Below are 21,918 nucleotides of genomic sequence, written 5' to 3' on the forward strand. Positions count from 1 at the left end.
TAATCAGCGTCTCAGACAAAGCGGGCATTGTTGAATTTGTCCAAGAACTTAAAAAACTTGGTTGGGAGATTATCTCGACAGGTGGAACCAAGGTTGCCCTTGATAATGCTGGGGTGAATCAGTCTGGTGTGACCATGCACTGGGTGGACTCAGGTGTGGATACAGGAAAGGTCATCAAACAAGTACGTGTACCACGATTAGCTGATGATACCATTGACAGCTTTGAAGATCGCATTCATGAAGCGGAATATCAGCTCTATCCAGAAGTTCTCGAGAGTTTAGGGGTAGGGAGAAGGTAAGAAGTAAATCAAGTTTTGATTGTGCAATATTGCTAGGAGAAAAAAATGATTGAGATGAAATTAGTAGATGAGAGCAGTTTTCAGGCAGTGTTGGATTTGAAAATATCTGAAGCTGATGAACGAGCACGTTTCGTAGCTCCAAATGTACGCTCTTTAGCTGACGCATGGCTCTATCGGGAAAATGAAGATGTGTTTCCGAGGGCAATCTATTGGGATAAGCAAGTGGTTGGCTTTCTCCTGCTGGAAATAGACGTGGATGAAGCGGAATACTTTATCTGGCGGATAATGATTGGTCAGCAGTACCAAGGAAGAGGTTATGGTCGAAAAGCCTTGGAAGTTCTAATCAAAGAGGCTCAGATGGATAGAGCTTGCAGTCATATTGTTGCAGATTATGTGGTTGGAAATGAAAAAATGAAGCACCTGTTGACTAGTTTGGGTTTTCAGGAAACAGGATTTATAGAAGAAAATAACGAAGTCGCTATGCGCTTGGACCTAAAGAAAGAAGAATAGAATGACGAAAAAAGCTTTAATCAGTGTCTCAGACAAAGTGGGCATTGTTGAATTTGCCCAAGAACTCAAAAAACTTGGTTGGGAGATTATCTCGACGGGTGGGACCAAGGTTGCCCTTGATAATGCTGGAGTGGACACCATTGCTATCGATGATGTGACTGGTTTTCCAGAAATGATGGATGGTCGTGTTAAGACCCTTCATCCAAATATACACGGTGGACTCCTCGCTCGTCGTGACTTGAATAGTCACCTGGAAGCGGCCAAAGACAATCAAATCGAGCTCATTGACCTTGTAGTGGTCAACCTTTATCCATTTAAGGAGACCATTCTCAAGCCAGACGTGACTTACGCTGATGCAGTGGAAAATATTGACATCGGTGGGCCATCTATGCTTCGTTCAGCAGCCAAAAACCACGCTAGCGTGACGGTTGTGGTAGACCCTGCTGACTATACAGTGGTTTTGGACGAGTTGTCAGCCAATGGTGAAACGACTTACGAAACGCGTCAACGTTTGGCAGCCAAAGTATTTCGTCACACAGCGGCTTATGACGCCTTGATTGCAGAGTATTTCACAGCTCAAGTCGGAGAAAGCAAACCTGAAAAGCTCACTTTGACCTATGACCTCAAACAAGCCATGCGTTACGGTGAGAACCCTCAACAAGACGCGGATTTCTACCAAAAAGCTTTGCCAACAGACTATTCGATTGCTTCAGCTAAACAGCTCAATGGGAAAGAATTGTCATTCAATAATATCCGTGACGCTGATGCGGCCATTCGTATTATCCGTGACTTCAAAGACCGTCCAACCGTTGTGGCTCTCAAACACATGAACCCATGTGGGATTGGTCAAGCTGATGATATCGAAACAGCTTGGGACTACGCTTATGAGTCTGACCCAGTTTCTATCTTTGGTGGGATTGTCGTTCTCAACCGTGAGGTGGATGCTGCGACAGCTGAGAAGATGCATGGCGTTTTCCTTGAAATCATCATCGCACCAAGCTATACGAATGAAGCGCTAGCTATTTTAACCAACAAAAAGAAAAACTTGCGTATCCTTGCCTTGCCATTTGACGCTCAAGAGGCTAGCGAAGTGGAAGCAGAATACACAGGCGTGGTTGGTGGACTTCTCGTGCAAAACCAAGACGTGGTCAAAGAAAGCCCAGCTGACTGGGAAGTGGTAACCAAACGCCAACCGACAGAGACAGAAGCGATAGCATTTGAGTTCGCTTGGAAAGCCATCAAGTATGTCAAATCCAACGGTATCATTGTGACTAACGACCACATGACACTTGGTGTTGGCCCAGGTCAAACCAACCGTGTGGCTTCTGTTCGTATTGCGATTGAACAAGCTAAAGATCGTCTTGACGGTTCTGTCCTTGCTTCGGATGCCTTCTTCCCATTCGCGGATAACGTGGAAGAAATCGCCAAAGCGGGAATTAAGGCTATCATCCAGCCAGGTGGATCGGTCCGTGATCAGGAATCCATCGAAGCTGCTGACAAATACGGCTTGACTATGGTCTTCACAGGAGTGAGACATTTTAGACATTAAGAACGTTAAAGGGAAGAAAGCAGTTTCTTTCCTTTTTTGCGTAAAAACGCGGAGTGAAACGAGATTAAAACGAACGTTTATGGTATAATGTTATTAAATAATTCGCAAAAGAGGTTATAAGATGAAGCTGTTAGTTGTCGGATCGGGTGGTCGTGAACATGCCATTGCTAAGAAGTTGCTTGAGTCAAAAGAGGTAGAAAAGGTTTTTGTTGCTCCTGGAAATGACGGTATGACTCTGGATGATCTGGAATTGGTGGACATCTCTATTTCCGAACATTTTAAATTGATTGACTTCGCAAAGGCCAACGATATTGCTTGGACCTTTATCGGTCCAGATGATGCCCTTGCTGCTGGTATCGTGGATGATTTTAACCAAGCTGGTCTCAAAGCCTTTGGTCCGACAAGATTGGCGGCAGAGCTGGAGTGGTCCAAGGATTTTGCCAAGGAAATCATGGTCAAATATGGCGTTCCGACAGCAACCTATGGTTCATTTTCAGATTTCGAGGAAGCCAAGGCCTATATCGAAAAGCAGGGTGCACCTATCGTAGTCAAGGCAGATGGTTTGGCCCTTGGAAAAGGTGTCGTTGTTGCTGAGACAGTCGAGCAAGCCATCGAAGCCACTCACGAGATGCTATTGGACAATAAATTTGGTGACTCAGGTGCGCGTGTGGTCATAGAGGAATTCCTCGAAGGGGAAGAATTCTCACTCTTTGCCTTTGTCAATGGTGATAAGTTCTACATCATGCCAACAGCTCAGGACCACAAACGTGCCTATGATGGCGATAAGGGGCCTAACACGGGCGGTATGGGTGCCTACGCACCAGTTCCACACTTGTCACAGAGTGTAGTTGATACAGCGGTTAAGACTATTGTCAAGCCAGTCCTTGAGGGCATGATTAAAGAAGGTCGCCCTTATCTGGGTGTCCTTTACGCAGGTCTTATCTTGACAGCTGATGGCCCTAAAGTCATCGAGTTCAACGCTCGCTTTGGAGATCCAGAAACGCAAATTATCCTGCCTCGATTAACCTCTGATTTTGCCAAAAATATCACGGATATTCTGGATGGCAAGGAAGCAAATATCACTTGGAAGGACAAGGGGGTGACTCTGGGTGTAGTTGTCGCATCCAACGGTTATCCGCTAGACTATGAAAAAGGTGTCAAGTTGTCAGCCAAGACAGAAGGGGACATCATCACCTACTATGCCGGGGCTAAGTTTTCGGAAAATAGCAGAGCACTGCTATCAAACGGAGGACGAGTTTATATGCTCGTCACCACAGCAGCCACCGTCAAAGAAGCCCAGGACACCATCTACCAAGAATTCGCCCAACAAAAAACAGAAGGCCTCTTCTACCGAACAGATATCGGAAGTAAAGCTATTCGATAAAGGTATAAGAAAAAAGCGATGCAGTCGTCAAGTACGTTAATAGTCGTTTGATTTGCGAGCGTTAGCGAGCTAATATAGAACAATCACCGCTGTTGTGCAAGAACGATTGAATGACAATACAATCGTTCAGGGAAATTGGAAGACCTTGGGCTTCCGATTTAGGCATGAGACACCTTTGGTGGCTGCTGCCGTCCCTCACAACTTAAGGTGATTGTTGAAAAAGAGGAAAAAGGAAAAGAAATGAAATCAGTAATTTCCATTATCATGGGCTCAAAATCCGACTGGGCAACCATGCAAAAAACCGCAGAAGTCCTAGATCGCTTTGGTGTAGCCTACGAAAAGAAAGTTGTTTCTGCACACCGTACACCAGACCTCATGTTTAAACATGCGGAGGAAGCACGTAGTCGCGGTATCAAGGTCATCATAGCGGGTGCTGGAGGCGCAGCCCATTTGCCAGGTATGGTCGCAGCTAAAACAACCCTTCCAGTCATTGGGGTGCCCGTCAAATCACGTGCCCTTAGTGGCGTGGACTCGCTCTATTCTATCGTTCAGATGCCGGGCGGTGTGCCTGTGGCGACAATGGCTATTGGTGAAGCTGGTGCGACAAATGCGGCTCTCTTTGCCCTCCGTCTCCTCTCAGTAGAGGACCAAGCTATTGCGACAGCTTTGGCAGATTTTGCAGAAGAACAAGGAAAAATCGCAGAGGAGTCGACGAATGAGCTCATCTAAAACAATCGGCATTATCGGTGGTGGTCAACTGGGTCAGATGATGGCCATTTCTGCTATCTATATGGGTCACAAGGTTATCGCGCTGGATCCTGCGGCGGATTGCCCGGCCTCTCGCGTTGCGGAAATCATCGTGGCTCCTTATGACGATGTGGATGCCCTTCGTCAGCTGGCGGACCGCTGTGATGTTCTCACTTATGAATTTGAAAATGTCGATGCCGACGGTTTGGATGCTGTTATCAAGGATGGACAACTCCCTCAAGGAACCGATCTACTTCGCATCTCCCAAAACCGGATTTTTGAAAAGGACTTCCTTTCTAACAAGGCTCAAGTAACGGTGGCTCCTTACAAGGTTGTAAATTCTAGTCAAGACTTGGCGGAGATTGACCTGTCCAAAAACTATGTCCTCAAGACTGCGACTGGTGGCTATGACGGGCATGGGCAAAAGGTCATTCGCTCAGAAGCAGACTTGGAAGAAGCCTATGAACTAGCAGACTCAGCAGATTGTGTCTTGGAAGAATTTGTCAATTTTGACCTTGAAATTTCTGTCATCGTGTCAGGAAATGGCAAGGACGTGACGGTTTTCCCAGTTCAGGAAAATATCCACCGTAACAACATCCTGTCAAAAACCATCGTGCCAGCTCGCATTTCAGAAAGTCTAGCTGAAAAAGCCAAAGCCATGGCTGTACGTATCGCAGAACAGCTGAGTCTCTCTGGAACTCTCTGCGTAGAAATGTTTGCGACAGCTGATGATATCATCGTCAATGAAATCGCTCCACGACCACACAACTCTGGGCATTATTCAATTGAAGCCTGCGACTTCTCACAATTTGACACCCATATCTTGGGTGTTCTGGGAGCACCATTGCCAGCTATTCACCTACATGCCCTAGCTGTCATGCTCAACGTTCTCGGACAGCATGTCGAGGCTGCTGAAACATACGTCACAGAAAATCCAAGCGCCCACCTCCACATGTATGGTAAAATAGAAGCGAAGCACAACCGCAAGATGGGACATGTCACTTTGTTTAGTGATGTGCCGGATGGTGTGGAAGAGTTTGGGGAAGGAATTGATTTTTAGGTGATGTCTATGATTCAAATCATCGTAAATGCATTTATTGAAAAGGATAAGACTGGAGCAGTCGTCGAAGTCTTGTTTGCTAGTAGTGACAACGAAAAGGTGAAGGCCAAATATGAGGAGCTAGTTGTTCAATATCCTGAAAACTATTTAGCAATTTATGATTTACCATTGGATACTGATCTCAATGAATTACCACACTATCCATCTGTGTTTATTGGAAAAGAGGAGTTTGAAGGAAATGAGAAAGAAATATGACTTTTAAATTAGTTGATTCTTATGACGAAATTAAAGCGGGTGATGATGGATATTATCTAATTCATAGTAACTGGGATGACTGGTTTAAATACGAAACCACTTATTCTTTTTATATTAAGGAAAATATGTCTATAATAAACATTGGCTCACTGAAGATAGGCGAGATGACGATGCTAGGAAGGGTTCCACGCTTACCTTCAGAATTTGAAAACTTACCAGATGACTTCTTCTCATTAGTTACAGATGAAAGCTTTTATTATGAAATTGATAGAATAGCTAAGGAACAGAGAGAATATATTTTAACTTCTTTAAGGGATGTTGCATTCAATAAAGCTTTGTATGAAAAAGTAAAGGATACAGATGTTTTTCAGGTTTCTTTAACTAGAGGTATATTAAGTTCAACAATTGAAAATAAATATTTTCGTTTAGCTGAAGGGAATACGAAGCTATCAGACTATGATTTCTCGTTTAGAATGACAGAAAGTTGTTCATTGGATTTTAGAGTGAATCCTCAAAAATTTCCAGCTTCAAATATACATGCAATTATTGGGAGAAACGGAGTTGGGAAATCTTATCTATTAACAGAGATGGTCGACAGTGCAATAAACAAAGATGAGCGATTTTCATTTAATACAGAGTATCAAGATAATTTTTTTTCAAACATAATCTCAGTAAACTTTAGTAATTTTGAAAATAAAAAATTATTTGAAGAGAGTGAAGATAGAAGCAATGGTTATTTATATTATCATTTATCAAATAAAACTGAAGCTAAAAAACCAGAAAAATGTAATTTTTTAAGGGAACAAGATGGAGAAATCATTAACTATGTTCCTGAGGGATGGAATGCGGTATTTATTGAAAGTTTAAGGTTAACATTGAGAAAAAAACCTAAACTTTGGAGAGATTGTATAAACATATTGTATAGCGATCCTATCTTTAGCCAAACAAATGTTCATCTACTTTCTGATACTTTTCAGACTTACTCAGATCTTCGTAAGTTTAATATGGAATCATATAAAATATTTAGTAGTTTAAGTTCAGGGCATAAGATTGTATTACTTACAATTACAAAGTTAGTAGAACTAGCATTTGAAAAGACATTAGTTATTCTAGATGAACCTGAATTACATCTACATCCCCCATTGTTAAGTAGTTTTATAAGGAGTCTATCTCATCTACTTATAAAGAGAAATGGAGTTGCGATTTTGGCTACACACTCGCCAGTAATTCTTCAAGAGGTACAAAAAGATTGTGTTTATAAACTAACGAGAGATGTTAAATCTGATGCGATGGATGCTCATAGACCAGATATTGAGACGTTTGCTCAAGATATTGGTAGTTTAACTTTTGAAGTTTTTAATTTAGAAGCGAAAGAATCAGGATTTAATACGCTTATTAATCAAATTGCGAGAGAGGGGCTTGATTTTGAAGAGTCTTTAAGCAGATTTGATAATAAAATGGGGTCTTTAGGATATAAATTATTATTGTCGAAAATTTTAGAGAGAGAGTTAGGTGATGGACCTGATGCGTAAATTAGAGATTCCATATCTGACACTGGATGATATTTTTTATGACTTAACTCATGGTATTCAAAAGAAGAAATTGATTAATGGTGAGGAAGTAGATTATTTTAATCTATTTGAATTATGTAAAGATAGAATAGTTATATTCGAAGAATTTTATCGTTCTTTAGCATCTACAGGTGAATTGTATTTATTAAAAGAGGAACAATGTATAGTTTCAAGAGATGTGGGCTTTGAAGAGATGAAATATCTTTATGAGGAAAGATTACGTAAAAAGTTCAATGATAGTTTATATACATGGTTAAAAACAAACGATAAAAGAAATTTTCATAAGTGTTCATACTGTGAACAGGGAGACGTTAGTGAGCTAGATCATCTTTTACCCCAATCAAAGTTTCCTATCTTTGCAGTAACACCAATAAATCTAATACCATCTTGCCATGAATGTAATCTTAATAAATTGGATGACGATAGTATGTTGATAAATCCGTATTTTGAAGATACTACTAATGAACACTGGTTGATTTGCAGTATTATCAGCCACTCTGGCATTTGTATAGCTCAATACAGATTAGATTTTTCGAATACTCAATATACTCCAGAAATGAAACAAAGTATTCGAAATATTTATGAAAATGGGAAAAATAGTATTATGAAGCGCTATTCAATCTGGGGAAATAATAAGTTAGCTGATAAAATTACAATATGGAAAGAGATTTTTAGAAATAATGGTTCAAAAGAACTAATAAAAATGTTAAAATCAGAAAACTCATCGAGAAAAACAAGCTCTAAAAATTCTTATGAATCCTCTCTTTATGAAGGAATGATTAAATTTATTGATTTAGGTGGAAGCATTTAAATATGAAATTATTTATAGAAAGGAAGAATAGCCTCGTTTTCGTTTAACTGAATACGGACTTCCTTGAACTGAAACTTTAAACAAAAGAAAGGAAAAATGAACAACATGATCAACCGTTACTCTCGCCCTGAGATGGCGAACATTTGGAGTGAAGAAAACAAATACCGTGCTTGGCTTGAGGTGGAAATCTTGGCTGACGAGGCATGGGCTGAGTTGGGGGAAATCCCTAAGGAAGATGTGGCTTTGATTCGCGAAAAAGCGGACTTTGACATCGACCGTATTTTGGAGATTGAGCAGGAGACGCGTCACGATGTGGTGGCTTTCACACGTGCGGTTTCTGAAACACTTGGTGAAGAGCGTAAGTGGGTTCACTATGGTTTGACTTCTACCGACGTAGTAGATACGGCCTACGGTTACCTCTACAAGCAGGCCAACGACATCATCCGTCGTGACCTTGAAAACTTCACCAACATCATCGCTGATAAGGCTAAGGAGCACAAGTTTACCATCATGATGGGTCGTACCCACGGGGTACACGCTGAGCCGACAACTTTCGGTCTTAAATTGGCAACTTGGTACAGCGAAATGAAGCGCAATATCGAGCGTTTCGAGCATGCGGCTGCTGGTGTGGAAGCTGGTAAGATTTCTGGTGCGGTTGGAAACTTTGCCAATATCCCGCCATTCGTTGAGCAATACGTCTGCGACAAGCTTGGTATCCGTGCTCAAGAAATCTCAACACAGGTTCTTCCTCGTGACCTTCACGCTGAGTACTTTGCAGTTCTTGCCAGCATCGCGACTTCTATTGAGCGCATGGCGACTGAGATTCGCGGTTTGCAAAAGTCTGAACAACGCGAAGTAGAAGAATTCTTTGCTAAAGGGCAAAAAGGTTCATCTGCAATGCCTCACAAACGCAACCCTATCGGTTCTGAGAACATGACAGGCCTTGCGCGTGTTATCCGTGGTCACATGATTACAGCCTATGAAAACGTTGCTCTCTGGCACGAACGTGATATCTCTCACTCATCAGCTGAGCGCATCATCACACCAGATACAACTATCTTGATTGACTACATGCTCAACCGCTTTGGAAATATTGTCAAGAATTTGACAGTCTTCCCAGAAAACATGATTCGCAATATGAACTCTACGTTTGGTCTGATCTTTAGCCAACGTGCTATGTTGACCTTGATTGAAAAAGGCATGACTCGTGAGCAAGCCTATGATTTGGTGCAACCAAAAACAGCCTACTCTTGGGACAATCAAGTAGACTTTAAACCACTTCTTGAGGCAGATCCAGAAGTGACATCACGCCTCACACAAGAAGAAATCGATGAAATCTTCAACCCTCTTTATTACACTAAACGAGTGGATGATATCTTTGAACGTCTTGGTTTAGGATAATTAGAATAAAAATCGAATTTCTATTACTCTATTTATAGGAGTAGTAGAACTTCGATTTTTCTTTTTTATTAAAGCTATTTTTATAAAAAGATTCCCTATATTTTAGTAAAATTTAAACAAATTTAGTCTATCTTAATTAACATATAGAAAATATACTTTTAATGTCATATAATAAACATAGAAAAAGCCCAAGCGCTTAGGCTTAGGCTTTCTTCTTAGTGATCACGGTCACATGAAATGAATTTGATTTTGTAGTAATCCGCTCGTTTATATGTTTCGCTGTAAGCGAGAACTTGACCAGTAGACTCTAGTTTAGTAGTCTTGGTTTGTAAAACGGTTGGGAATTGTTCATCGACTCCGAGGACCGAAGCCGCATGTTCTGGAGTTGGAAATGCTATTTCATTGATTTCTTCAAAATGTTCATCATTCATGTGAATGTGGTAATCCAATTTGAAACGGTTATAGATAGAGCTATAATATTCAAGATTTGGATAATTTGCGTTGATGTATTGTTCTGGAATGTAAGATGTATGGTAGATGTAGACAACACCACCTGTTTCGCGTATGCGTTCAATCTTGTAGTAGAACTGATCTCCGCGTAGTCCAAGTTTTTCTAAGTAGCTTAGTTTGTTTCCACGCTCAATAGAAAGGACGGTAACTTTATCATCTTTAGTTTCAAAAACTTCTACATCTGAAAACTCTACGAGTTTGTGTTTGCGTGCGCGTGAAACGAATGTACCCTTTCCTTGTTGGCGGACAATATAGCCATCCTTGGCAAGGTCGTTTAAGGCGCGAACAACTGTGATAGAACTTACATCATACATTGCAATCAATTCAGCTTCAGTGTAGAATTTATCTCCACTGGCAAATTGACCAGAAATGATTTTGTTCTTTAACTCATCTTTAATATATTGATACTTTGGAATTGCCATATTTTCACCTCGATTTTCCTTCTCCGTTAAAGATTTTACCATAAAACTGGAAAGAATAGTAGCCTTTTGAATAAAAAAATTAGAATAATAGGCTATAAGGTTAATTTACATAGGAATAAATAGAAAAACATACATTTTTATACATGGTACTAAAATGTTGTTATGACTATAGATTACAAGATTTTTATAAATTTTTTGTGTAAAATTTAGTGAAAAATGAAAAAAATTGTGAAAACCTATTGACAAATGCAAGATATTGAGATATATTTACTATATCAACAAATGAAAGCGTAAACTTTAATTGTCAGAAGGTAAGAATATGACACGATTTGAGATACGAGATGATTTTTATCTCGATGGAAAATCATTTAAGATTTTATCTGGCGCCATTCATTATTTTAGGGTTCCTCCAGAAGATTGGTATCATTCGCTCTATAACTTGAAGGCTCTTGGTTTTAATACAGTAGAAACTTATGTAGCTTGGAATTTACATGAGCCTCGTGAGGGTGAGTTTCACTTTGAAGGAGCTCTGGATTTGGAGCGATTTCTTCAGACAGCACAAGATTTGGGTCTCTACGCTATCGTTCGTCCCTCTCCCTTCATCTGTGCGGAGTGGGAATTCGGTGGCTTACCAGCTTGGCTTTTAACCAAAGATATGAGGCTTCGTTCCTCAGATCCTGCTTATATTGATGCTGTCGGTCGCTACTATGACCAGCTCTTGTCACGGTTGGTGCCACATTTGTTGGACAATGGTGGCAATATCCTCATTATGCAGGTTGAAAATGAGTATGGTTCTTATGGAGAAGATAAGGCTTATCTGAGAGCAATTCGACAGTTGATGGAAGAGCGTGGCGTAACCTGTCCCCTCTTTACATCAGATGGTCCATGGCGAGCTACTCTGAAAGCTGGAACTTTGATCGAAGATGACCTCTTTGTAACAGGAAACTTTGGTTCTAAAGCTCCGTACAACTTTTCACAGATGCAGGAATTCTTTGATGAACATGGCAAGAAATGGCCGCTCATGTGTATGGAGTTCTGGGATGGCTGGTTCAATCGTTGGAAAGAACCGATTATCACACGGGATCCCAAAGAATTGGCAGATGCAGTTCGAGAAGTTTTGGAACAAGGCTCTATCAATCTTTACATGTTCCACGGTGGTACAAACTTTGGTTTCATGAATGGTTGCTCAGCTCGAGGGACTTTGGACCTGCCACAAGTTACATCTTATGATTACGATGCCCTTCTGGATGAAGAAGGAAATCCAACTGCCAAATATTTGGCAGTCAAGAAGATGATGGCGACACATTTTCCAGAGTATCCGCAGTTGGAACCACTCTACAAAGAGAGTATGGAGTTGGATGCCATTCCACTAGTAGAAAAAGTTTCCTTGTTTGAAACCTTAGATAGCTTGTCTAGTCCGATAGAAAGCCTCTATCCTAAAAAGATGGAGGAGTTGGGACAAAGCTATGGCTATCTACTCTATCGAACAGAAACAAACTGGGATGCAGAAGAAGAAAGACTTCGTATCATTGACGGTCGAGATAGAGCTCAGCTTTATGTCGATGGTCAGTGGGTCGAAACCCAATATCAGACAGAGATTGGGGAAGATATTTTTTATCAAGGTAAAAAGAAAGCGCTATCTAGGTTAGATATCTTGGTAGAAAATATGGGGCGTGTCAACTATGGACACAAGTTCTTAGCGGATACGCAACGTAAGGGAATTCGGACAGGGGTTTGTAAGGATTTACACTTCTTACTAAACTGGAAACACTATCCACTCCCACTAGACAATCCTGAGAAAATTGATTTTTCAAAAGGATGGGCAGAAGGACAACCAGCCTTTTATGCTTATGATTTTACAATCGAAGCGCCAAAAGATACTTACCTAGACTTGTCTGAGTTTGGTAAGGGAGTTGCCTTTGTCAATGGGCAGAATCTAGGACGTTTTTGGAACGTCGGCCCAACCCTCTCGCTTTATATCCCTCATAGCTATCTTAAGGAAGGTGCCAACCGCATCATTATCTTTGAGACAGAGGGCCAATATAAAGAAGAGATTCATTTAACTCGTAAACCTACACTAAAACACATAAAGGGGGAAAACTTATGACAATTGTAGGATGCCGTATCGATGGACGTTTGATCCACGGACAAGTAGCCAATCTTTGGGCTGGAAAACTAAATGTTTCACGTATTATGGTTGTAGATGACGAAGTTGTCAACAACGACGTTGAAAAGAGTGGTTTGAAACTAGCGACACCACCAGGTGTAAAATTGAGTATTTTGCCAATTGAGAAAGCGGCAGCCAATATTCTTGCTGGAAAATACGATAGCCAACGTCTCTTTATCGTGGCTCGTAAACCAGACCGCTTCCTTGGCTTGGTCGAAGCAGGTGTACCACTGGAAACCCTCAATGTTGGGAATATGTCTCAAACACCAGAAACTCGTGCCATCACACGTTCTATCAACGTAGTGGATAAGGATGTGGAAGATTTCCACAAACTGGCAGAAAAAGGTGTTAAACTTACTGCTCAAATGGTTCCAAATGATCCAATTTCAGACTTTTTGAGCTTATTAAAATAGGAAAAAATTTTTAGGAGGTCATTGTTATGATACAATGGTGGCAAATTTTACTTCTCACTTTGTACTCAGCTTATCAAATCTGTGATGAGTTGACGATCGTTTCATCTGCAGGTTCCCCTGTATTTGCTGGTTTTATTACTGGTTTAATCATGGGAGATGTGACTACTGGTCTACTTATCGGTGGTAACTTGCAACTGTTCGTTCTTGGGGTTGGTACCTTCGGTGGTGCTTCTCGTATCGACGCAACTTCTGGTGCGGTTCTTGCGACAGCCTTCTCTGTTTCACAAGGAATTGATGCATCACTGGCGATTACAACAATCGCTGTGCCAGTAGCAGCTCTCTTGACTTACTTCGACGTTCTTGGACGTATGACAACTACTTTCTTCGCTCACCGTGTGGATGCTGCAATCGAACGCTTTGACTATAAAGGTATTGAACGCAACTACTTGCTTGGTGCGATTCCTTGGGCTCTATCTCGTGCCCTTCCAGTCTTCTTTGCCCTTGCTTTTGGTGGTGCCTTCGTACAATCAGTGGTAGACTTCGTTGAAGCCTACAAATGGGTTGCAGATGGCTTGACACTTGCAGGACGTATGCTTCCAGGTCTTGGATTTGCAATCTTGCTTCGTTACCTTCCAGTTAAACGTAACCTTCACTACCTTGCTATGGGATTTGGTTTGACAGCTATGTTGACTGTTCTTTACTCATATGTAACAGGTCTTGGTGGCGCTGTTGCAGGTATTATCGGTACTCTACCTAAAGATGTTGCTGAAAAAATTGGTTTCGTGAACAACTTCAAAGGATTGTCTATGATTGGTATCTCTATCGTAGGTATCTTCCTAGCAGTGCTTCACTTCAAAAATAGCCAAAAAGTAGCTGTAGCAGCACCTTCTACACCATCAGAAAGTGGGGAAATCGAAGATGACGAATTCTAATTACAAACTTACAAAAGAAGATTTTAATCAAATCAACAAACGTAGCTTGTTTACTTTCCAATTGGGTTGGAACTACGAACGTATGCAAGCTTCTGGTTACCTTTACATGATCTTGCCTCAGTTGCGTAAAATGTATGGGGATGGCACTCCTGAATTGAAAGAAATGATGAAAGTTCATACTCAATTCTTCAATACTTCACCATTCTTCCACACAATCATCGCTGGTTTTGACCTTGCCATGGAAGAAAAAGATGGTGTAGGTTCAAAAGATGCCGTTAACGGTATCAAGACAGGTTTGATGGGACCATTCGCTCCTCTTGGGGATACTATCTTTGGTTCACTTGTACCTGCTATCATGGGATCTATCGCAGCAACTATGGCGATCGCTGGCCAACCATGGGGTATCTTCCTTTGGATCGCAGTTGCAGTAGCTTATGACATCTTCCGTTGGAAACAGTTGGAATTTGCATACAAAGAAGGGGTTAACCTTATCAACAACATGCAAAGTACCTTGACAGCTTTGATTGATGCTGCATCTGTACTTGGTGTCTTCATGATGGGTGCTCTTGTAGCAACAATGATTAACTTTGAAGTTTCTTATAAATTGCCAATCGGTGAAAAAATGATTGACTTCCAAGACATCTTGAACTCAATCTTCCCACGCTTGCTTCCAGCAATCTTTACTGCCTTTATCTTCTGGTTGCTTGGTAAGAAAGGTATGAACTCTACAAAAGCTATCTTGATTATTATCGTACTTGCTTTGGTTCTTTCTGCCCTTGGTCACTTTGCACTTGGAATGTAATTTTTATGGCTAAATCATTAATTTTGGTGAGTCATGGTCGCTTCTGTGAAGAACTTAAAGGTAGCACTGAAATGATCATGGGTCCACAGGACAACATTCATGCAGTGGCTCTTCTTCCAGAAGATGGCCCAGAAGAATTTACTGCAAAATTTGAAGCTGCTATTGAAAGTTTGGATGATTTCCTAGTCTTTGCGGATCTTCTCGGTGGAACACCATGTAACGTGGTGAGTCGCTTGATCATGGAAGGTCGCGACATCGAACTTTACGCAGGGATGAATCTGCCAATGGTGATTGAATTTATCAATGCGAGCCTTACAGGTGCAGATGCGGACTATAAAAATCGTGCTGCAGAAAGCATTGTGAAAGTTAATGACCTGTTAGCAGGCTTTGATGATGACGAAGATGAATAATACTCTTCGAAAATCAAATTCAAACTATGTCAACGTCGCCTTGCCGTATATATGTTACTGACTTCGTCAGTTCTATCTACAACCTCAAAACGGTGTTTTGAGCAGCCTGCGGCTAGTTTCCTAGTTTGCTCTTTGATTTTCATTGAGTATACGATGTGACAACGTGAAAATCGTTAGAGCATTTTATATAGAATATACATGGGAATGGGGCTTACTCCCATTCCCATATTTGATAGAAAAAGAGGAACTAAATGCTACATTATACAAAAGAAGATTTGATCGAATTGGGTGCAGAAATCACTACACGTGAAATCTACCAACAGCCTGATGTATGGAAAGAAGCTTTTGAATCTTATCAAGCAAAGCGTGAAGAAATTGCAGCCTTTCTACAAGGAATTGCTGATAAACATGACTATATCAAGGTTATCTTGACAGGTGCTGGGACTTCTGCTTATGTGGGAGATACCTTGGTACCTTACTTTAAGGAAGTCTATGACGAACGCAAATGGAATTTCAATGCCATTGCGACCACAGATATCGTTGCCAATCCAGAAACTTATTTGAAAAAAGATGTGGCAACTGTCCTAGTATCTTTTGCTCGTAGTGGTAACTCGCCTGAAAGTGTGGCGACTGTTGATTTGGCCAAATCCTTGGTGGATGAGCTTTATCAAGTGACGATTACTTGTGCAGCGGATGGTGAGTTGGCTCTTCAAGCCCATGGCGATGACCGCAATCTTTTGCTTTTGCAACCAGCAGCCTCTAATGATGCTGGCTTTGCCATGACTTCAAGCTTTACGTCTATGATGTTGACAGCTCTCTTGGTCTTTGATCCTACAGAATTTGCTGTGAAAGCTGAACGTTTTGAAGTTGTATCTAGTCTTGCCCGTAAAGTTCTAGACAATGCAGAAGATGTCAAAGAGCTTGTTGACCTAGACTTTAACCGTGTTATCTACCTTGGCGCAGGTCCTTTCTTCGGTCTTGCTCATGAAGCTCAGCTCAAGATTTTGGAATTAACAGCTGGTCAAGTTGCGACCATGTATGAAAGCCCAGTTGGCTTCCGTCACGGTCCAAAATCTCTTATCAACGAAGATACGGTTGTTTTGGTCTTTGGTACAACGACAGACTACACTCGTAAGTACGACTTGGACTTGGTTCGTGAAGTTGCTGGTGACCAGATTGCTCGTCGTGTTGTGCTTTTGAGTGATCAAGCCTTTGGTCTTGAAAATGTTAAAGAAGTGGCCCTTGGTTGTGGCGGTGTCTTAAATGATATTTACCGTGTCTTCCCTTACATCGTTTATGCCCAACTCTTTGCCCTATTGACTTCACTCAAGGTAGAAAATAAACCAGATACACCGTCTCCTACAGGTACAGTAAACCGTGTGGTACAAGGCGTGATCATCCACGAATATCAAAAGTAATACTCTTCGAAAATCAAATTCAAACCATGTCAGCTTCGCCTTGCCGTAGGTATATGTTACTGACTTCGTCAGTCTTATCCGGCAACCTCAAAACAGTGTTTTGAGCTGACTTCGTCAGTTATATCTACAATCTCAAAGCAATGCTTTGAGCAGCCTGCGGCTAGCTTCCTAGTTTGCTCTTTGATTTTCATTGAGTATAAGGTAGTGTTTATGAATTCTTGACAAGAGGATTTGTAAATTATCAGATAAACCATAGATTGTCAGTAGGCTTTCTATGGTTTGTTTGCTTGAGAGAAATAGTAAAAGGAGAAGAGAATGAAAGCATACACAGAGCGTGTATTTGGAAATGTTGGGGGCAAGGATGTCTTGGCCTATCGTTTTGAGACGGACGGTGGCTACCAGCTTGAGGTTATGACTTATGGTGCGACCATTTTGCGTTATGTCACACCTGACAAGGCTGGAAATTTTGCCAATGTTATTTTGGGATTTGATGACTTTGATAGCTATGTAGGCAATAGTCCTAAACATGGAGCTAGTGTGGGTCCTGTGGCAGGCCGTATTGCAGGTGCGACTTTTGAGCTTAATGGCAAGACTTATGATCTTGAAGTCAACAATGCTAGCAACTGTAACCACAGTGGTTCAACTGGTTGGGATTCGAGCTTGTTTGAACCAGTTGAAGTGAGCGACCATGGCCTGACCCTCTACACAGAGCGTACAGATGGGACAGGAGGATTCCCTGGTAGCCTCAAGATTTGGATCAGTTATTACTTAGAAGAAACTGGTGCCTATGAAATCAGCTACAAGGTAACGACCGATCAGGATACGCTGGTCAATCCAACCAACCACAGCTATTTCAACTTGTCTGGTGATTTCACACAGACAATTGACCGCCATGTCTTCCAGCTAAATACTGAGGGCATTTATCCAATCGCTCCTGATGGTGTTCCAGCTAAAACCCCAGATGATAACCGTGATGTGGTCAAACACATCTACAATGGAGCTTTGTTGAAGGATATCTTTGCAGAGGAAGATGAGCAAATTCAGCTAGTGTCTGGTTTAGACCACCCTTTTGCCCTTCCTGCAGGTCATGACAATGCTGGTTTCCTTTATGACCAAAACTCAGGTCGATTCCTGCTTTTCAAGACAGAGGCACCTTGCTTTGTGGTCTACACAGCAAACTTTGTGGATGAAAGTGTCATCATAGGAGGTCAGCCAATGGTACAGCACAATGGGATTGCTCTTGAAGCTCAAGCTTTACCAGATGCCATTCACAGTGACCTTAAAGACCAAGTCATTCTCAAAGCCGGTCAAACCTTCACAAGTAAAATACGTTATGAACTTGTTGTGAAATAAAGGATGAAGATTCTACTTTTAGGGGTGAGTTTTATTTGCCTCATGATATTAGTAGAAATGGGCAAATAGTAGGGGAATATGATATAATCTAATAGTGGAAATACCTGTCCTATCTAGAGGATAAAAGGAGAAAAAGATGAAGAAAATTGTATTTGCTAGCGCCTTGGCTTTGACTTTGGCTGGAGCAGTTTTGACAAATGATGTTTTTGCGAATGACAGATTGGTGGCAACACAATCTGCTGATGGTAAAAAAGAAAATGTCTTGAGTTCAGAAGTGCTTAACCCTGCTAGTGGCAATGTTTTGGTTGGATTAAAAGGAGAATTTTTGACTCCAAACCAACAAGCTATCTTAGATGCCGTCAACGCTATCCGTAAAGAGGCAGCTGACGAAGGTTTGGTAGATAAGTATGTCCCTATCAAATGGTCGACTGACCTAGAAAAGGCAGCTTTTGCCAGAGCTGCAGAAGCTTCTGTAACCATGGACCATACTCGTCTTTCTGGTAAAGAAATTTGGAGTGCTTTCCCATCTGGAAACAGTGTACTTGGAGAAAACTTGGGTTGGAACCATGATGGTTTCCTAAAAGCTCTTGAACAATGGCGTGCTGAAAAAGCAGACTACGTGAAGAAAAAATCAGGTGGTTCAACAAATGGTGGATCTGGTCATTATCAAACTTTGATTAGCCCTAAATTTACACATATGGGGATGGCTGCCTTTAAAAATCCAAATAACCCATATAATGCTGTAACGATTGCTCAGACTTTTGGTGATGCTGCCACTTCAGAAGAATTGGTAGGCAGTTACGGTCCTGCTATTCAATATGCAGAAGTGACTTCATCTAATTTGTCAACAGTTAAAAATAAAGCAGTCGTAGTTGAAAAAGCGCTGAAAGAATTTAGAACTTCTAGTTCAGACCAATCTGGTTGGGTGAAAACAGATGGAAAATGGTATTTCTATGAGTCTGGTGATCTGAAAACAGGCTGGGTGAAAACAGGTGGTAAATGGTACTACTTGGATGACCTAGGTGTCATGCAGACTGGATTTGTAAAAGTAGATGGTAGCTGGTATTACTTGAGTAGCTCAGGTGCTATGTTTACAGGTTGGGGTACAGACGGAAATAGATGGTTCTACTTTGATGGCTCAGGAGCTATGAAGACAGGCTGGCTCAAAGAAAATGGAGTCTGGTACTACCTTGATGAATCTGGTATTATGAAGACAGGTTGGTTTAAAGTTGGCCAATACTGGTACTATGCATATGGCTCTGGAGCTTTGGCAGTCAGCACAACAACACCAGACGGTTATAAAGTAAATGGAAATGGTGAATGGGTAAACTAGAAGCAAAAGGGTTGCTTTCACAACTTTAGATAACTTATATTTGTTACTATAATTTTAAAGATGGAGAGGAGAAATACTGCTTCTCTTCATTTTTATGGCTCTTTGTCAACTGTAGTGGGTTGAGAAAAGCTAAGATCTGAGTCTGAGACAAAATAGTTCTCAGCCACAAAAAAGCTAGAGATTTCCAATTGCGGAACTCTAGCTTTTTAATTTTGAGTCGTTCTCTTATTGTATTTTAGGAGGTTATCGGTCATAAGTACCAATCCCATGTCAATTCTCATTTGACGCTTCCCTCTCAGATTACATCTCTTGTAACCCAAACAAGCCTTTATCTGCCCAAAGACAGGTTCCACATCAATCTTGCGTTGAGCGAAAATCTGTCTACCTTGGGGAGATAAAAGTGCCTGGCATTCTTTCGTTTTTAAGTGCTGATAGCGTTCGTTCATATACAGTCCCTTTTGAGGGGCTGATTCAGGTTCATCAGCGTAGTAAACCTCGATTTCCTGTTGAAAGTCCGTCTGTGTTTTCTGATGTTTGATATAGTGAAAACGATAGTACCACTCTTCAGGATGTGTATAGCTATCCTCCTTGTCATTATAATGCCAATTCGCTAAGTTTCTAGCTGACTGTTTATACCCTCTCTTCTGTTCCTTATCAAACATGGCATATTTAATCAGATGGTTTACCTGCTTTTCATCTAAACGAAGGAGGTTCTCTTCACTTCCATATCCAGCATCTGCGACAACTGTCTGTACGTCATGTGGATAGGTTTCAAGGAATGGCAGAAGAGTCTTGGTGTCTGTCGGATTTGAGAAGACATCATAGTGAAGAACAAATTGGTTTTCAGTAGCGATTTGAAGATTATAAGCAGCCTTGAGTTAACCATTTTTCATATGATCTTCCTTCATCCGCATAAAAGTGGCATCTGGATCGGTTTTGGAAAAACTGTTATGCCCTTCAAATGTCTCCTGATAGTTCTCATATTTTTCAGCACGTACTGAAAAATCCTCCTTGACTTGACGCAAGACTTTCTTGAGTTTACGACGTTGGGTTTTACGTTCATCCTTTCCTGTAACGGGTGTCTCCTCAATGTCCTAGTTCAATTTTTTCAATTCTTCTTCAAGGACTTGAGCGAATTCAAGCAACTACTCTGAGGAGATAGGCTCTTGTGTATCCAGTTCGATAGCTTGATGGATAAGAGGAGTGATTTCTTCTTGAAAATAGATCTGTAGCTGTTCTTGAAGTTTGACGGAAAACTTGTCCGTTGCTTTTTTCCACACGAAACTATACTTGTTGGCATTGGCTTCAATCTTAGTCCCGTCAATAAACAGACAATCTAAAGTCACTAACTCTTCCATTTTTAAACGAAGATTGATGTCAATGAAAAGATTACGAATGAGTTCTTCCATCCCTTCAGCGACACGAAACCGATTGATGGTGCCGTAGCTGACAACCAACTGTCCTGTTAGGTACTGCATAGCCAGATTTTCAACCAGCATTTTTTAAATTTTTCGTCCAGAGAAAATCCCTTGTGAATAGGCAAATAGCAGAGTAGCTAAAAGCATCTTAGGATGATAAGATGGGCGACCAAATTCATGATAGAAGTCATGAAAGTGATGATCCTCCAAGCTATTCACCACCTTTTCAATAGTAAAAACGAGATGGTCTTGTGGCAAGAAAGAACTAATTTCTAGTGGTAAAGTTGTTTGATTTGTGTTATAGTGAATATGCATGGGATAGCCTTTCTAAATGGTTTATTGGGCAATTTTATTTTACCAAGACTATCGCAGCCATGCAAAAAAAGCAACGGATTTGCCGTTGCTTTTTTTGCAAGCTAAGGGATTTTTGTCCCAGACTCTTTCTTTTTTGATGTTCAACGCGATAAAAATCCTTTTTTTGAAGTTTTCAAAGTTTCGAAAACCAAAGGCATTGCGCTTGATGAGTTTGATGAGATTATTAGTGGCTTCCAATTTGGCGTTGGAATAGGGTAACTGAAGGGCATTGACGATTTTCTCTTTGTCCTTTAGAAAGGTTTTAAAGACAGTCTGAAAAAGAGGATGAATCTGCTTTAGATTGTCCTCAATGAGTCTGAAAAATTTTTCTGGTTCCTTATTCTGAAAGTGAAAAAGCAAGAGCTGATAGAGATTATAGTGGTCTTTCAAGTCTTCTGAATAGCTCAAAAGCTTGTCTAGGATTTCTTTATTGGTTAAGTGCATACGAAAAGTAGGGCGATAAAATCTCTTATCACTGAGTTTACGGCTATCCTGTTGGATAAGTTTCCAGTAACGCTTGATAGCCTTGTATTCATGGGATTTTCGATGAAACTGATTCATGATTTGGACACGAACGCGACTCATAGCATGGCTAAGATGTTGGAGTAAAACAGTCCAGTGAACTGTTTTAGCCTGAGCCTAGAAATTAGAAAGCGAAGCTGTTTAGCCAAGTCAAATAGATTGCAAGATGTTCACTTAATCAGAAGAACAACTTTCTTGCACTTGACTTGATAATTGGGGTATAATTAAATTTATAGGATTTTGATAGACAAAATTTCAGTCTTCAAAAATAGTATCC

General features: G+C 40.9%; 19 protein-coding genes and 3 pseudogenes. 19 read left to right on the plus strand and 3 right to left on the minus strand.

Annotation, left to right across the window (positions count from 1 at the left end; genetic code table 11):
* Window positions 1-5: 5 nt before the first annotated feature.
* The 11 genes and pseudogenes from NMM26_RS02915 to purB all read left to right on the plus strand — a co-directional run.
* Window positions 6-299 (plus strand): annotated as a pseudogene (locus NMM26_RS02915) (formyltransferase family protein); the annotation flags it as partial.
* 45 nt (window positions 300-344) lie between these two features.
* Entirely contained in the window at window positions 345-809 is a 465-nt protein-coding gene (locus NMM26_RS02920) for a GNAT family N-acetyltransferase (RefSeq protein ID WP_000571850.1), read from the plus strand.
* A gap of 1 nt (window position 810) precedes the next feature.
* Complete coding sequence (gene purH / locus NMM26_RS02925; protein ID WP_000161908.1) at window positions 811-2,358, plus strand: bifunctional phosphoribosylaminoimidazolecarboxamide formyltransferase/IMP cyclohydrolase; 1,548 nt, start codon at window positions 811-813, stop codon at window positions 2,356-2,358.
* A 121-nt stretch (window positions 2,359-2,479) separates the two neighbouring features.
* Complete coding sequence (gene purD, locus NMM26_RS02930; RefSeq protein ID WP_254753811.1) at window positions 2,480-3,742, plus strand: phosphoribosylamine--glycine ligase; 1,263 nt, start codon at window positions 2,480-2,482, stop codon at window positions 3,740-3,742.
* A 94-nt stretch (window positions 3,743-3,836) separates the two neighbouring features.
* On the plus strand, window positions 3,837-3,953 hold the full coding sequence (locus NMM26_RS09650) for a phosphoribosylaminoimidazole carboxylase (RefSeq protein ID WP_078228439.1): 117 nt from the start codon (window positions 3,837-3,839) through the stop codon (window positions 3,951-3,953).
* Between the two features lie 29 nt (window positions 3,954-3,982).
* Window positions 3,983-4,471 (plus strand): 5-(carboxyamino)imidazole ribonucleotide mutase, encoded by a 489-nt coding sequence (purE, locus tag NMM26_RS02940; protein ID WP_125416735.1) that lies wholly within the window; start codon window positions 3,983-3,985, stop codon window positions 4,469-4,471.
* Window positions 4,458-5,549: a 5-(carboxyamino)imidazole ribonucleotide synthase gene (gene purK, locus NMM26_RS02945; protein WP_254753812.1), complete on the plus strand. Its 1,092-nt coding sequence runs from the start codon at window positions 4,458-4,460 to the stop codon at window positions 5,547-5,549. Before purE ends, purK begins: the two co-directional genes overlap by 14 nt.
* 9 nt (window positions 5,550-5,558) lie before the next feature.
* Window positions 5,559-5,804, plus strand: a complete 246-nt coding sequence (locus NMM26_RS02950) for a phosphoribosylaminoimidazole carboxylase (protein ID WP_254753813.1) — start codon at window positions 5,559-5,561, stop codon at window positions 5,802-5,804.
* On the plus strand, window positions 5,801-7,336 hold the full coding sequence (locus NMM26_RS02955; protein ID WP_254753814.1) for an AAA family ATPase: 1,536 nt from the start codon (window positions 5,801-5,803) through the stop codon (window positions 7,334-7,336). Before NMM26_RS02950 ends, NMM26_RS02955 begins: the two co-directional genes overlap by 4 nt.
* Window positions 7,329-8,186: an HNH endonuclease gene (locus NMM26_RS02960; RefSeq protein WP_254753815.1), complete on the plus strand. Its 858-nt coding sequence runs from the start codon at window positions 7,329-7,331 to the stop codon at window positions 8,184-8,186. Before NMM26_RS02955 ends, NMM26_RS02960 begins: the two co-directional genes overlap by 8 nt.
* A gap of 105 nt (window positions 8,187-8,291) precedes the next feature.
* Complete coding sequence (gene purB, locus NMM26_RS02965) at window positions 8,292-9,587, plus strand: adenylosuccinate lyase (protein WP_012972422.1); 1,296 nt, start codon at window positions 8,292-8,294, stop codon at window positions 9,585-9,587.
* Window positions 9,588-9,802: 215 nt separating this feature from the next.
* Here the strand turns inward: purB and NMM26_RS02970 are convergent, their stop codons facing one another.
* Window positions 9,803-10,519 carry a GntR family transcriptional regulator gene (locus NMM26_RS02970; protein WP_254753816.1) on the minus strand — a complete coding sequence of 239 codons (717 nt, stop codon included), beginning with the start codon at window positions 10,517-10,519 and terminating at the stop codon, window positions 9,803-9,805.
* Window positions 10,520-10,838: 319 nt separating this feature from the next.
* Here NMM26_RS02970 and NMM26_RS02975 point away from each other — a divergent pair, with 319 nt between their 5' ends.
* The 8 genes from NMM26_RS02975 to NMM26_RS03010 all read left to right on the plus strand — a co-directional run bounded on the left by NMM26_RS02975 (window position 10,839) and on the right by NMM26_RS03010 (window position 19,347).
* Window positions 10,839-12,626, plus strand: a complete 1,788-nt coding sequence (locus tag NMM26_RS02975) for a beta-galactosidase family protein (RefSeq protein WP_000196566.1) — start codon at window positions 10,839-10,841, stop codon at window positions 12,624-12,626.
* Window positions 12,623-13,099 (plus strand): PTS system mannose/fructose/N-acetylgalactosamine-transporter subunit IIB, encoded by a 477-nt coding sequence (locus NMM26_RS02980; protein WP_000156970.1) that lies wholly within the window; start codon window positions 12,623-12,625, stop codon window positions 13,097-13,099. Before NMM26_RS02975 ends, NMM26_RS02980 begins: the two co-directional genes overlap by 4 nt.
* 26 nt (window positions 13,100-13,125) lie before the next feature.
* Entirely contained in the window at window positions 13,126-14,031 is a 906-nt protein-coding gene (locus NMM26_RS02985; RefSeq protein WP_000617009.1) for a PTS mannose/fructose/sorbose/N-acetylgalactosamine transporter subunit IIC, read from the plus strand.
* Window positions 14,018-14,833 carry a PTS system mannose/fructose/sorbose family transporter subunit IID gene (locus NMM26_RS02990; RefSeq protein WP_000185291.1) on the plus strand — a complete coding sequence of 272 codons (816 nt, stop codon included), beginning with the start codon at window positions 14,018-14,020 and terminating at the stop codon, window positions 14,831-14,833. Before NMM26_RS02985 ends, NMM26_RS02990 begins: the two co-directional genes overlap by 14 nt.
* A gap of 5 nt (window positions 14,834-14,838) precedes the next feature.
* Window positions 14,839-15,243: a PTS sugar transporter subunit IIA gene (locus NMM26_RS02995; protein WP_001129934.1), complete on the plus strand. Its 405-nt coding sequence runs from the start codon at window positions 14,839-14,841 to the stop codon at window positions 15,241-15,243.
* 251 nt (window positions 15,244-15,494) lie between these two features.
* Entirely contained in the window at window positions 15,495-16,661 is a 1,167-nt protein-coding gene (locus NMM26_RS03000) for an SIS domain-containing protein (protein ID WP_254753817.1), read from the plus strand.
* Between the two features lie 315 nt (window positions 16,662-16,976).
* Window positions 16,977-18,014 (plus strand): aldose epimerase family protein, encoded by a 1,038-nt coding sequence (locus tag NMM26_RS03005; protein ID WP_000649442.1) that lies wholly within the window; start codon window positions 16,977-16,979, stop codon window positions 18,012-18,014.
* Between the two features lie 136 nt (window positions 18,015-18,150).
* Window positions 18,151-19,347, plus strand: a complete 1,197-nt coding sequence (locus NMM26_RS03010) for a CAP domain-containing protein (protein WP_000724610.1) — start codon at window positions 18,151-18,153, stop codon at window positions 19,345-19,347.
* Between the two features lie 206 nt (window positions 19,348-19,553).
* Here NMM26_RS03010 and NMM26_RS03015 read toward each other — a convergent pair.
* Together NMM26_RS03015 and NMM26_RS03020 are read right to left on the minus strand one after the other, a co-directional pair.
* Window positions 19,554-21,080: pseudogene (locus tag NMM26_RS03015) on the minus strand (IS1182 family transposase).
* 48 nt (window positions 21,081-21,128) lie between these two features.
* Window positions 21,129-21,793, minus strand: a pseudogene (locus NMM26_RS03020) (transposase); the annotation flags it as partial.
* Between the last annotated feature and the right edge of the window lie 125 nt (window positions 21,794-21,918).

This window comes from Streptococcus sp. CF7_Ac1-8 (assembly GCF_024295435.1).
Taxonomy (GTDB): domain Bacteria; phylum Bacillota; class Bacilli; order Lactobacillales; family Streptococcaceae; genus Streptococcus; species Streptococcus mitis_AP.

Bases quoted from the DNA above. Each gene is read 5' to 3' on its own strand.
- purH (WP_000161908.1), top strand. From the start codon at position 811: ATGACGAAAAAAGCTTTAATCAGTGTCTCAGACAAAGTGGGCATTGTT.
- purD (WP_254753811.1), top strand. From the start codon at position 2,480: ATGAAGCTGTTAGTTGTCGGATCGGGTGGTCGTGAACATGCCATTGCT.
- NMM26_RS02975 (WP_000196566.1), top strand. From the start codon at position 10,839: ATGACACGATTTGAGATACGAGATGATTTTTATCTCGATGGAAAATCA.
- NMM26_RS02990 (WP_000185291.1), top strand. From the start codon at position 14,018: ATGACGAATTCTAATTACAAACTTACAAAAGAAGATTTTAATCAAATC.
- purB (WP_012972422.1), top strand. From the start codon at position 8,292: ATGATCAACCGTTACTCTCGCCCTGAGATGGCGAACATTTGGAGTGAA.
- NMM26_RS02950 (WP_254753813.1), top strand. From the start codon at position 5,559: ATGATTCAAATCATCGTAAATGCATTTATTGAAAAGGATAAGACTGGA.
- NMM26_RS02970 (WP_254753816.1), bottom strand. From the start codon at position 10,519: ATGGCAATTCCAAAGTATCAATATATTAAAGATGAGTTAAAGAACAAA.
- NMM26_RS02980 (WP_000156970.1), top strand. From the start codon at position 12,623: ATGACAATTGTAGGATGCCGTATCGATGGACGTTTGATCCACGGACAA.
- purE (WP_125416735.1), top strand. From the start codon at position 3,983: ATGAAATCAGTAATTTCCATTATCATGGGCTCAAAATCCGACTGGGCA.
- NMM26_RS02995 (WP_001129934.1), top strand. From the start codon at position 14,839: ATGGCTAAATCATTAATTTTGGTGAGTCATGGTCGCTTCTGTGAAGAA.
- purK (WP_254753812.1), top strand. From the start codon at position 4,458: ATGAGCTCATCTAAAACAATCGGCATTATCGGTGGTGGTCAACTGGGT.
- NMM26_RS03010 (WP_000724610.1), top strand. From the start codon at position 18,151: ATGAAGAAAATTGTATTTGCTAGCGCCTTGGCTTTGACTTTGGCTGGA.
- NMM26_RS02955 (WP_254753814.1), top strand. From the start codon at position 5,801: ATGACTTTTAAATTAGTTGATTCTTATGACGAAATTAAAGCGGGTGAT.
- NMM26_RS02960 (WP_254753815.1), top strand. From the start codon at position 7,329: ATGCGTAAATTAGAGATTCCATATCTGACACTGGATGATATTTTTTAT.
- NMM26_RS03005 (WP_000649442.1), top strand. From the start codon at position 16,977: ATGAAAGCATACACAGAGCGTGTATTTGGAAATGTTGGGGGCAAGGAT.
- NMM26_RS03000 (WP_254753817.1), top strand. From the start codon at position 15,495: ATGCTACATTATACAAAAGAAGATTTGATCGAATTGGGTGCAGAAATC.
- NMM26_RS02920 (WP_000571850.1), top strand. From the start codon at position 345: ATGATTGAGATGAAATTAGTAGATGAGAGCAGTTTTCAGGCAGTGTTG.
- NMM26_RS02985 (WP_000617009.1), top strand. From the start codon at position 13,126: ATGATACAATGGTGGCAAATTTTACTTCTCACTTTGTACTCAGCTTAT.